This is a genomic window from Paenibacillus sp. Marseille-Q9583 (assembly GCF_976954365.1).
In genome coordinates this window covers 63,774-77,750 of sequence record NZ_CDRJTB010000016.1, presented here as the reverse complement: position 1 = coordinate 77,750, position 13,977 = coordinate 63,774, and the positions used below count along the sequence as shown (strand labels likewise).

The window sequence follows — 13,977 nt, the reverse complement described above, 5'->3', positions numbered from 1 at the left end:
TTTAGGGGTAGAGGCAAATGTATACAAAGGCGGATATTAAGGATATTTATTTTCTGACACCTATGCAGGAGGGAATGCTCTTCCATCATTTAATGCATCCAGCTTCCAGCGTCTACCTAGAGCAATTTCACTTTAGTCTGCAAGGCGAATTTAATCCACGTATCTTTGAAAAGACGATCGCACTGCTCGTTGAGAAATACGAGGCTCTACGTACCGTGTTCATTCATAAGAATGTGAAAAAAGCGGTGCAGGTCGTACTGAAGCAGCGGGTGCAGAGTATTCGTACAGAACAGGTTATCGGGTTGGATGAGACAGCACAATCTGAATTTATAGAACAATATAAAGCATCAGACAGAAGTCAGCCGTTCGATTTAACGCTGGATGCTCCTGTCAGGTTGACGGTTATTGAGCGGAGCGACCGCCGAGTCGATGTCATATGGACATTTCACCATATCATACTTGATGGCTGGAGTGTCGGCTTGCTACTACGGGATTTCAGGCGTATGTATCGGCAGCTTAAGAGAAACAGACCGATAAGAACTCGGCAGGTGTTGCCGTTCTCTAACTATATTCAATGGTTAGAGAAGCAGGATAAAGATTCAGCGATGGATTATTGGAACCATTATTTGTCGGGATATGAGCAGCGTGCGGGAGTTCCTGCATGGAAGCCGGATAATGCTGAAGGTGAAGCCTACTCGCTCTCAGAAGTGAGCTTTACCGTAAACCGGGCGTTGACCGAGAGATTAGAGGCCTTAGCCCGAAAGAGTGGTGTTACGCTGAGTACGATGCTGCATATGATCTGGGGTATTGTACTGCAGAAATATAATAATGTGGATGATGTAGTGTTTGGCTCGGTGGTCTCTGGGCGTCCGCCGGAGGTGAGCGGGATTGAACAAATGGTTGGCATGTTCATCAATTCCATTCCGGTTCGTATTCGCAGAAATGATCAGACTACTTTTGCAGAATTGCTGGAGACGGTAAGAGATCATGTAGCGCTTTCTTCAGGGAATGAATTTGTAGCTTTACCTGAAATTCAGAATGCTTCGTTACTCAAGCGGGAGCTTCTGGACCATGTGCTTGTCTTTGAGAATTACCCGTTGGAAGAAGGGATTCAATTAAAAAATGAACGTGATCTGGGCTTTGTATTAAGCCAAGTGCAGGTCTTCGAACAGACCAACTATCACTTTAATGTTGTAATCGTTCCTAGTGGAGAAATCTCCATACGTTTGGGTTACAACACCAAGGTATATGATCAGGTTTTTATAGAGGGCATTCAAAGACACATCGAATTAATTGCCGAAAGTCTTCTGGATCGGACGGATATGAGAATCAGCGAATTGATGCTGCTACCAGGAACAGATGCTGCTACTTCAGGATCGGCAAAGGGAACAGAGTATTCTGCCTTGGAACAGCCAGGGACCCTTACACAGTGGCTTAAGCAGCAGGCTAGTCAGAATCCGGATAACGTTGCACTGGTATATGGCGAAAGTAAGTTGACCTACGCTGAGCTGGATGGAAAATCGAATACGCTCGCTCGTGAGCTCAGAGAATGGGCGATAGGCCCCGGAGATATTATAGGGATTATGGCTGAGCCTTCGCTAGAGATGATCGTAGCCATCTGGGGTGTGTTAAAAGCGGGAGCTGGATATGTACCGATAGATCCTGAATTCTCGGCAGAACGACAAGCTTATATGCTAAAAGATAGTGAAGCAAGGCTGCTAATTACACAAGAGGGCAATCTTCGGGCAGAGGAGCTTCCGGTAGAAACGCTGTATCTAGCTAGCAATGAAATGGAGAATGGTGCGGAGATCCAATGGCCGGATAATGATCCAACCGATACGGCGTATGTGATCTATACCAGTGGAACAACGGGAGTTCCTAAAGGAGTCGCGATCGCTCACCATAATCTTGTGAATTACTTGAGTTGGTTTCAGCGTACAGCAGAGCTTCGGTCCAGTGATAAGACGGCCTTAACCTCTTCCTTTGCTTTTGACCTCGGATATACTGCTCTTTTCTCAGCAATGGTAAGTGGATGCGAACTTCATTTACTGGATAAAGAGTTATATGCATCGCCACAGCGGCTTCTTGAATATGGTAGAGTTCATAATCTTACCTTCTTAAAAATGACACCAACACTTTACAGCACGTTGCAAAACGAAACGGAGGCTGCGGAGCTGTTCTTCCCATCCTTGAGAGTGCTAGTACTTGGCGGTGAACCGATTCATGTGAGGGACGTGGAACGGACCTTCCAGCTTAGCAGTAACATTCAAGTAATGAATCATTATGGCCCTACGGAAGCTACAATCGGCAGTATTGCTCAGTGGATGGAACGAGATGGATTAGAGCAATTTAGCCAGATGCCAACGATTGGCAAACCTATTGATAATACTAGAATCTACATTGTAGATAAGAACAATCACCTGATGCCGACGGGTTTAGCCGGGGAAATCTGCATTGCTGGAAATGGAGTAGGCAAAGGGTATATAAACCGTGAGGATTTGAATAGCAGTAAGTTTCTAATCCTGTCTTTATCAGGACGTGAAGAACGATTATACCGTACAGGCGACAGAGGTAGAGTGCTGCCGGATGGCTCTATTGCTTACCTAGGACGGATAGATGATCAGATAAAAATAAGAGGCTACCGAGTGGAACCCGCCGAGGTGGCATATCAGATACAGCAGCATAAGGACATCACAGATGCAGTAGTGATTGGCCGTCAGGATTCCAGCGGACAAAATTTACTTTGCGCGTATTATGTAACAGATTCAGGTCTGAAGCCAGCAGAGTTAAGAGCTTTCCTGACTCAATTACTACCTGATTTTATGATTCCAACCTATTTCATGGAGCTGGATACCTTACCTGTAACTCCTAACGGTAAAGTCAACAAGAAGGAGCTTCCCGAACCGGAAGCAGGCGCTTTCTTATACAACATCTATGAAGCTCCACGCAATAAGCTGGAGAGCAAGCTGACTTATATCTGGCAAGAGGTCTTGAATATAGAACGTGTAGGTATTCAAGATGATTTCTTCTTACTGGGAGGTCATTCGCTTAAGGCCATGGTGCTTGTATCTCGAATTCAAAAGGAGCTTAGTATCGAGGTCCCACTTAAACAACTATTCGTCACTTCCACTGTAGCAGGTCTTGCGGATTGGATGGGAGGGGCAATCCAGCGAGTACAGGTACCCATCCAGTCAGCTGAGTCACGGGTGATGTATTCGGCATCGCCAGTGCAGCAAAGAATTTACGCCTTAAGTCAGCTGGATGATCATTCGACCACCTATAATATGCCGAATATATGGATCGTGGATGGGGAGCTGGATCGCTTACGGTTGCAGCAGGCCATGAAAGATATTATCGGACGGCATGAAATTCTGCGGACGTCTTATCTTATGACGGAGGAAGGGCTGATGCAGCAAGTGCATCAGGAGTTCTCTTTTGAAGTCCCGGATATTACAGGAGATAGAGATTCTGTTGCTTCAATAATTGATGAGTTTATTGCTCCGTTTGCCTTAGACAGGGTTCCGATGCTCAGAGCACAGACGGTTAGAATTGAGGATGGAAGACAACTGCTACTGATGGACATTCATCATATTGCTTCTGATGGCATCTCCACAGCGATTTTATTTCAGGAACTAATGGATCTTTATGCTGGTTGTTCTATAGAAGAAGCTACTATCCAGTACAAGGATTATACGGAGTGGAGATTGAGTTCAGAAGGAGTGGAGGAGCGCGGTAAACAGGAGCAATTCTGGAAGGAACAACTTCAGGACGATCTTCCCGTCTTGAATCTGCCAAGTGATTTTCCAAGGCCAGCAGTACAAAGCTTCAAAGGTGACTTTATTGATTTCACCTTGAATGGAGCGGCTGTCGATGATATTCGGCGATTATCCAGAGAAACGGGTGCCACTTTATTTATGGTCTTGCTGGCAGCCTATAATATTCTTTTATCAAAATACACGGGGCAAGAGGATATTATCGTCGGTTCAGTCTCCATGGGAAGGCCACATGCGGATTTGGAACGGACAATGGGCATGTTCGTGAATACGGTAGCGCACAGAAATTATCCGGAAGGTGACAAGACCGTTTTTGATTTCCTGAAAGAAATCAAGGAGCGTTCGTTGGATGTATTCGAGAATCAGCATTACCCTTTCGACGAGCTGCTGGATGTGCTTAGGGTACGAAGAGAAAAAAGCAGGAATCCGATCTTTGATACCATGTTTATTCTGGAGAATATGGATGTTCCGCAGATTGAACTGGGCCATGCCAAGCTGTCTTACTATCCTTTTGATTATAAGATAGCTAAGTTTGATATGACGGTGTTTGCCGAGGAGCGTATGGATGAAATTGTTTTCCGATGGGAGTATGGAACCGATTTGTTCCAGCGGGAGACGATACGGCGTTTTTCAGAGCACTATTTGAATATTATACAGGAGATGACTAGGAAGACAGATGCCCCAATAAAAGAACTGCAGCTGATAAGCGAGGAAGAGAGAGCGGTCATTGTTCAGGAATTTAACGATACCTGGACGGACTATCCAAGAGATCTAACGGTTCCGCAGTTATTTGAGGAGCAGGCGGCAAAGTTTCCCACACATGTTGCCCTAGTCTCTGGGGAAGAGCAAATGACATATGAGGAGCTGGATCAGCAGTCTGGAAGGTTGGCTTATCTGCTTCGAACTCAAGGTGTTGGCCCAGGTCATAGAGTGGGGCTGATGGTGGAACGTTCATTTGAAATGATCATTGGGATCTTGGGAATATTGAAAGCAGGCGGAGCCTACGTACCTATAGATCCAGAGTATTCACAAGAACGTATCGGCACCATTATTGAGGATGCGCGGATTCAGGTACTTTTAACCCAAAGTTTATTAGTAACAAAAATTCATGAAACAACGAGAGAAGTTCTGCGTGAAGTGATCTGGCTCGATGGTCTGCATGCACTCCAGGTTAACGAATCATTCATACCTTTTCCTTGTCAGATAGATTCCTCCTCTCCAGCCTATGTAATGTACACTTCAGGATCTACCGGCAAGCCGAAAGGAACGATAAGCAGTCATTCCGGCATTATCCGCATTGTAAGGAATACTAACTATATCAAAATTACTGAAGATGACGCACTGCTGCAATTATCCAATTATGCTTTTGACGGATCTACCTTTGATATTTTCGGCGCTCTTTTAAATGGTGCTAAGCTGGTGCTAATTGACAAGGAGTCGATTTCGGATATCGCGGAATGGACGAAGATGATCGAGAACGAACGCATTTCGCTACTGTTTATTACCACCGCATTATTCAATACCGTCGTGGATGTGAACGTTGAAGCCTTGTCTCAGGTAAGAAAAGTCCTCTTTGGCGGGGAACGAGTTTCTGTAAATCATGTTCGTAGAGCACTCGATACCTTTGGTGACGATAAGCTGATTCATGTATATGGACCAACGGAAAGTACGGTATTCGCTACTTACCAGGAAGTTAAGGCTCTTTCAAATTCGGGAACCCTTCCGATCGGCAGACCAGTCTCCAATACCCAAGTGTTCATTGTGGATCGTTACCATCAATTGCAGCCTATAGGTGCGCTCGGGGAAATTATGATTTCCGGTGACGGCTTATCACTCGGCTATCTGAATCAGGCGGAGATGACCGCAGAAAAATTTGTAGAGCATGCATATCTGGAAGGCTGCACGATGTATAAGACGGGGGATTTGGGCCGCTGGCTTCCGGACGGATCGATAGAGTTCCACGGCAGAATAGATCAACAGGTAAAGATTCGTGGATTTCGTGTAGAGCCAGGGGAAATAGAGGCAGTGCTGCTACAGTTGGCTGGAGTGCAAGAGGGGGTAGTGCTCGCCAAAGACAACGGTATAGGAAACAAGCAATTATGCGCGTATCTGGTTACTGACGAATTGCTTAAGCCGACGGATATCCGCCATTACTTAAGTCAAAGATTGCCGGAATATATGATTCCAGCCCATTTCATCTTTATGGATTCGCTGCCTTTGACCTCAAATGGAAAGGTGAATACTCGGGCTCTTCCTGAGCCAATGCACGGACTATTAGAAGCGGGCGATCAACTCTTTGAAGGACCAGCGAATACACAAGAAGAGCTGCTTCTGCAACTCTGGAAGGAAGTATTGGGTGTTCAGGGTATCGGTGTGCATGATGATTTCTTCGGGCTTGGCGGACATTCGCTGAAGGCGATGGTCCTTTTAGCCAAAATACAGCAGCAATTTCAGCTTCATCTGCCACTTTCAAAATTATTTTCGGGTCCGACGGTTAGACAATTATCAGAGAATATGAACCTGGCGCAGCCTAACTTAGAACGGGTTGTTCCAGTGGCAGAGTTTCAGGTGTTGTACCCGGCATCCTCTGCACAGCAGCGGATCTACGCTTCATCCATGAGAGAACCGGATAATATCGGCTACAATATCCCCTTTGCGGTATACCTGGATGGGGAGCTAGACCTTGCAAGACTGGGAGAAAGTCTTCAGGAGTTAACGAATCGTCATGAAGCTTTACGTACAGTATTTGAAGAGGTAGAGGGGACGGTGGCTCAGCGGATTCTGCCAGAGCAGAAGATTCCACTTGAACATTACCAAGGGACAGAAGAGCAATCAGAGGAGATGATGGGGGGCTTTATTCGTCCCTTTGAGCTTACCAAAGGACCTTTGGTACGTTGCGGAATCGGAACACTGTCTACCGGAAGGCATTTGCTCATGCTCGATATGCATCACAGCATAAGCGATGGCAGCTCAATAGCGATTCTTTTTAAAGAGTGGATGCAGCTCTATCGTAGGGAATTATTACCACCAGTGTGGCGCCAGTATAAGGATTATGCGGTCTGGCAGCAGCAGTTCATCCGCTCTGAAAGTATGAAAGCACAAGAGAACTACTGGATAGAGCAACTACAAGGTGATATTCCGGCGTTGAACTTGCCAGTGGATTTTCCGAGACCAGCTGTTCGTTCCTTTGAAGGTGCCAGCTTGACGGCCACATTGAATGAGGAATTGTTCGGAAGGATCGGAGCACTCAGTCGAGAGACAGGTACGACATCCTATATGGTCTTAATGGCCGCTTTTCAAATCATGTTAGCCAAGATTACTGGAGAACAAGATCTACTTGTAGGAACCGTGGCAGCGGGAAGAACAGAAGGTGATATCCACGATACGGTAGGGATGTTTGCTCAAACCTTGGTCATTCGAGGAAATCCAGCTTTCGATAAAACAGGAAAGCAATTTCTACAAGAGATCAAAATGACTACACTGAATGCTTTTGAAAATCAGGACTATCCTTTCGATCATTTAGTTCATGCACTCGATGTAAAGCCTGATGCTAGCCGTAATCCACTATTTGACGCCATGTTCATCTATGAGAATACTGAGTCAGGCCGACTTCAGTTTGGAGATACGGTATGCACACCTATTCAGAACAGTGCTGGTAGTGCCAAGACGGATCTTACACTAGTGGCTGTGGAAGAGATAGCTGTCGGGATCTCACTGAAATGGGATTATAGTCTCCAACTATTCAAGCTAGAGACGGTAAAAAGACTTAGTCGTTACTTTACTGAGGTGTTGAGCCAGTTGTGCAGCTGTCCTGATACCAGTATCTCCATGCTTGAGATGGTGAACGGAGCTGAAAAAGAGGCGCTTTTGTTCGGCTACAACAACACTGCGGTTGAATACGAGGAAAATAATACTTTACTCCTGTTGTTTGAAGAGCAGGCAGTATCGAATCCCGAGCAGATCGCATTAGTCCATGGCGACTCACAGATCACCTACGGAGCGCTAAACGAGCGTGCAGAGCAAATGGCAAGAGGGTTTGTCAGCTTGGGTATTCAACCTTCAGCTACGGTTGCTGTGATGCTGGATCGTTCGATCGAGATGGTTATCGGAATTCTAGCGATATGGAAAGCTGGAGGGGCTTATGTACCTCTTGATCCAGATTACCCGCAGGAGAGAATCTCTTTCATGCTGGAGGATTGCGGAGCCAAGTGGCTGCTAATTAATGAACAAGGAAGCAAGAAGATTCATTTCTCAGGTACGGTGATTAATTTTGAAAAACCGGTGGAGCATCAGGACGAGGGAACTTTGCCTTTGAAGAAATCACCGGACGATCTAGCCTATGTCATCTACACTTCGGGTACGACGGGAAGACCCAAAGGGGTGGCCGTTACTCAACGGAGTATAGCCAATACGCTGCAATGGCGCCGTGAGGCTTATGCACTCGGGATCTCAGACACTGTGCTTCAGTTATTTTCTTTCTCATTCGATGGCTTCCTGACAAGTCTATTCACTCCACTCATCTCGGGAAGTCGGGTAGTTCTACTGTCTGATCGTGAGGCTAAGGACCCGTTTGTTATCGCGGACAGTATTTCTGATTACCATGTAACTCATTTTATAGCAGTGCCTAGCCTGTATCTGGCTCTTCTTGAATGCTGTGAAGCAGAACGTCTACATTCGCTAAATCAAGTGACATTGGCAGGTGAACAGATTACGAAACATGTGATTGAAGAGAGCAAACGACTGCTCCCACACACAGAGTTGATGAATGAATACGGACCTACGGAGAATAGCGTGGCAACAACCTTCTTTAGAAATCTGCAGCCGGATAGACCTGTCTATATTGGTAAGCCGATTGCAAACACGGAGATCTACGTACTTGGCAAGGATCATCTTCTGATGCCAGCAGGTATGGAAGGGGAGCTATGTATTTCAGGTACAGGTTTGGCTGCCGGTTACTTGAATCGACCGGAGCTGAACGCAGAAAAGTTCATTTCCAATCCTTATTTTCCAGAAAAACGCATGTATAAGACAGGGGATTTGGTGAAGTGGCTGCCAGACGGAAACCTTTGCTACATCGGAAGAATAGATCGTCAAATCAAAATTCGCGGATACCGGATTGAGACTGATGAAATCGAGAACGAGCTGCTCCGTCATGAAGCGGTAACTCAAGCGCTTGTTATCGGCAGAAAGGATGATGAAGGAAAGTTATACTTGTGCGCTTATATTATCGGCGAGGGAAAGGTAGAAGATCGAGAATTACGGAAGCATCTATCCTGTCGTCTTCCAGATTACATGCTTCCAGCCGCTTTTATTCATCTGGAGCAGTTCCCGCTGACGTCTAATGGGAAAACGGATATTGCAGCATTGCCTGCCCCTAAGTTCACCTCCAAGCGAGAAAATGAGGACTCAACGTTCCAGAATGAGTGTGAACGCAGTCTGGCAGAGGTATGGAATAAGGTTTTAGGGAAGACGGGGGTGACTGCCTCGGATAATTTCTTCGAACTCGGGGGCGATTCGATCCGGGCGATCTCGCTGGTATCCGAAATTCATAAGCAAATGGGCATCAAGGTGGCTATTGCTGAATTATTCCATTATCCAACCATCCGGGAGCTTGCAAGCTTACTTGAACAAGAGCAGCGGGAGACCTTGGCAAGAGTTGTAGTATCACTGGAAGCTAGTGGATTGTACCCTGCTTCCTCAGCACAAAAACGGATGTTTGTACTGAACCAAATGCAGGAGAGCAGCACGGTCTATAACATGCCTGTAGCGCTTATGCTTGACGGCGTTCTGGATCGTACCCGGTTGGAACAGGCCTTGGAGCAGCTGATTGCAAGGCATGAGCCATTAAGAACCTCCTTTCATCTGAATCAAGGCAAGATTGTGCAGCAGGTTCATTCCGAAGTTCCATTTCGTATGGGGTATCGAAAAATCCCTGAGGTTAGCCTGGAAAAAGCACTGAAATCGTATAGTAGATCCTTTGATGTGACTCGTGCTCCTTTATTCCGAGCCGTTCTGCTTAACATTCATGAGCAGAGAAATGTATTGTTCCTTGACATGCACCATATTGTTTCAGACGGAACCTCAATATCTGTTCTGCTTCGCGACTTAACTGCGCTATACAACGGAACAGGTCTTTCGAAGCTGGAAGTACAGTATAAGGATTTCTCTGTATGGCAGGAGAACTTTCTACAGTCCGAGATGTACAGTGAGCAAAAGAGCTATTGGATGAAGATGTTCTCAGGTGTTCTTCCCTCTAAAGATCTCCCGACCGACCACCCTCGTTCTGTAACTAGAACGTATGAAGGCAGGGACGTCTGCTTTGAAGCAGAGCCTGAATTGAGGGAAGCCCTGAAGAAGCTTTCCATAACGGAAGGAACTACCCTGAACAATGTGCTGGCTGCTTGTTATCATATTTGGTTGTCCAAGTATGTGGATAGCGAGGATGTTATTGTCGGTTGTGGCGTATCTGGTAGAAGCCATGGCGATTTAAGCTCCATGGTGGGCATGTTGGTGAATACAGCCGCTATTCGCAGCCGTCCGCAAGGGAAGAAGACCTTTAGAACCTTCCTTAGAGAGTTGAAGGAGGAGACGTTGTCTGCATTTAACCATCTGGATTTCCCTTTCGAGCATATGATCAGCGATCTGAAGCTTGCACGAGATGCATCCCGAAATCCATTGTTTGATACCTTATTCGAGCTCCAGAGCTTGGCGGATACGGAAGCTGATCCGGTGATGAATGGGCTTGCTGTTCAAAGGCTGGATATACGTTCAGGTTTAACCAAGTTTGACCTGGCACTGTTCGCCGGGGAAAGAAGCGATCGATTATACTTCAGCTTCAACTATAGAACTTCGCTTTTCCGCGAAGAGACCGTAGTCAATATGGCCAACCAATATATGCGGGTTCTTCGAACCATGGCAGAGGCTCCTGATTGTTATATTCAGGAAGTGGATATCCACTCTCCGGCTGAAGAGATATACTCCTAATTCATTGTAGAAGGAGGTCAGTAAGGAATGAATGATATTCAAAAGGAGGAGAAGAGATGGCAGTAAATAAACGGGTCATGAGCGGCTTTCCGGAGCAAGAGCATGATCGGAAGTTATGGGATCTTAGCGATGATTCAGAGAAGCAGCAGTCTAAGGGGGAGCTAATCTGGAGTGGGTTTCCTGAGGAACATACGCAGAGAAATCTATTTCCTGAAGAAGTCTATCAATTTCAGCAGAGCAGAATGCCCTTACCCTCTGCTCTAGCTGAAAGAGTAATGGAGGTGGTATCTAACTCCTCCAGCGGAAAAGTTTCTCTACTGTTAAGAGCCGTGCAATATATGCTCTTCAAATATTGCGGTAATCAACTGATTACAACCGGGGTGCTAACGAAAAGTGCAACTGGTTCGAAGGTGGAGAGAAGGGTATATCCTGTGCTGACTTCTATCGATCCTGGTTCTTCTTTGATGGAACAGCTTGTAGAATCGGGCATCATGGAAACTTTCACCGAGGATTCCATCAAGAGTTCACCTTTGAAGCCTAAAAAAAGTTTGGAGCCCCTTAAGGTAGAATGGGGAGAGTCACCTTGGAAAACGCTAGTGCTTACAGAAGCAATCGAAAGTGCAGAAGAAGCGGAAATTATTGGTGCGGAAATGGCTTTTGCTCTGGTAGAGCGAAATGAAGCAATGATTCTGGAGGTAGTATACAACGGTCTGTTGTTCTCAGCGGAGAAGGTTTCTACCCTCTCGGGCCAATTGCTTCATTGGTTAATGGAAGCCCTGAGCCATCCCAATCAGCCGTTTATGCAGCTCGATATTGTTCCTCCTGAGGAGAAGAACAGATTGCTTTATGAATTCAACCCTATCGCTACTCTTTATCCGCAGACCCAATCCGTGGTGAAGCTGTTTGAATCGAAAGTACTGGAGACGCCGGATGAAGCGGCGGTCACATCCGGCAATCAGCAGTTTACTTACCAGAAGCTTAATGCAGCTGCCAATCGAATTGCGCACCAGCTGCAAGCACAAGGCATAGGCACCGGTTCCATTGTAGGCATTATGACTCAGCCCTCACTGGAGATGTTCAGTGGTGTACTTGGTATTTTAAAGTCAGGAGCTGCTTATCTTCCGATTGATCCCGAATATCCGCTGGACCGCATTCAGTACATGCTGAATGACAGTAAAGCAGAGGCGATGTTATACCAGACAGATCTGGAGCTGCCCAAACATTACGGAGGAAGATTAATTGATCTGAAGGTTCTGACGGAAGGGGACGAGGAACAGAGCTTAGGTAATCCAAATGTACCATATACTCCGGAAGATCTGGCTTATGTTATTTATACATCAGGATCAACAGGAGCACCCAAGGGTGTCATGATTGAGCATCGAGCTTTACTCAACCTATGCTTCTGGCATCTGGATCAATTCGGGGTAACGGCTACCGATCGAGCAACAAAATATGCTGGGTTCGGATTTGATGCTTCAGTTTGGGAGATATTTCCTTACTTGCTGGCGGGTGCCTCCATCCACATTGTTCCTGCGGAAGCAAAGCTTGATATGGTGAGGCTTAATCACTTCTTTGAAGAGAAGGGGATATCCATTAGCTTTTTGCCCACTTCCATCTGCGAAAGATTCGTAAGGCTGCCAGATCATAGTCCAACACTTCGGATTCTGCTTACAGGTGGTGATCGGCTGAAGCAGACGCGAAATACACCTTATAAGCTGGTGAATAACTACGGCCCTACAGAGAATACCGTTGTCGCTACCAGTTATACCATTCACGATTCCCGCTTAGCCAATCATATAGGACGCCCAATTCATAATACGCGGATTTATATTATTGATGAGTATGGAGCATTACAACCAGAGGGAATCATTGGGGAAATGTGTATCGCAGGGGATAGTCTCGCACGAGGCTACCTGAATAATGAAGCATTAACTGCAGCTAAGTTTGTCAGCAATCCCTTCGAGCCGGGAGAGAAGATGTACCGTTCAGGTGATTACGCCAGATGGCTTTCCGACGGAAACATAGAATTCATCGGAAGAATGGATGACCAGGTCAAGATTCGAGGGGTTCGTATTGAACTGGAGGAAATCGAAAATCGGTTGTCTCAATATCCAGAAGTAGAGGGTTGTGTAATCACAACCCGTGAAAATAAGGAATCTGGCAATTACCTGGTTGCTTATTATGTGGCTAGACAGGAGATCCCGGTTTCGCAGCTTCGATTGTTCCTCTCTGAGACTTTGCCCGAGGCATGGATGCCTTCGACTTATATGTATTTGAAGCAGCTACCGATTACCCCGAATGGGAAAATCGACAGACGCGCTTTACCGGAGCCTAGTGTAGCACGACCTATGCTGGAGGTTCTATATTCCTCATCCAAGACAGAGACTGAACAGATGCTTTCTCGGATTTGGGGGGAACTGCTAGAGGTCGAGCAGATTGGTCTCGATGATAACTTCTTTGATCTAGGCGGGAATTCTCTGCTTCTAGTATCCGTTCATGCCAGATTGGAGGAGGAGGCTCCGGGAAAAGTGAAAGTCGTTGATTTGTTTGATTATCCGTCCATATCCAAGCTTGCGCGCTTTATAGATGAGAGGTCACAGCCGGCGGTGATCGAACCCGTTCACACAGAAGTAATGCTTAGAGCGGATTGCTTGCGAAGCCTCGAGGAAGAGGAAGGGGATGGAAACATTCGATTCCGTCTAGAGGGATGGAGAGCGGAGCAGCTACGTGATTGGGAGGAAGGGTCTGCCTTTGATCTACCTAGCTTGTTCTTAGCCGCATTCTTCTATCAGATATTTGAAATGAGTGTGCAAGAGGAAATTGTAGTCCAGGTTCTTTCAGAGGATCTGCAATGGATTGTGCCGGTTACAACAGATTTCGATGACATTTATCAATTTAATGAGCTGCTTGAGCAGGTATCTGCAACTATTTCCGGACTGAAAGGCTCAGATGGCTATCCGGTCTATCAAGCTATTGATTGGCTGGAAACAGATCGCTTGAAGAACTGCAAATCGATCGTGCCATACTTCTCTTATAACGATTATGAGGAGAATATGAGTCTTCACCAGGCTGATTTATATGTGCAAATTGTTGAGGATTTAGAGGGCTATGAATGTATCTGCGATTATCGTACAGATCTGTGGAAGGAAGCTAAGGTTTTTGAATTTATGGAGAAGTACGCGGACAGCGTTGTCAAAATGCTTGAGGTCCAAATATAGAA

The 13,977-nt window shown here is 46.1% G+C and carries 2 protein-coding genes; both read left to right on the top strand.

Annotated elements, in window-relative coordinates; genetic code table 11:
* Nucleotides 1-17: 17 nt before the first annotated feature.
* Complete coding sequence (locus ACWNM1_RS10265) at nt 18-10,757, top strand: amino acid adenylation domain-containing protein (RefSeq protein ID WP_449600898.1); 10,740 nt, start codon at nt 18-20, stop codon at nt 10,755-10,757.
* A 56-nt stretch (nt 10,758-10,813) separates the two neighbouring features.
* Nucleotides 10,814-13,975, top strand: a complete 3,162-nt coding sequence (locus tag ACWNM1_RS10260; RefSeq protein ID WP_449600897.1) for an amino acid adenylation domain-containing protein — start codon at nt 10,814-10,816, stop codon at nt 13,973-13,975.
* Nucleotides 13,976-13,977: the final 2 nt, after the last annotated feature.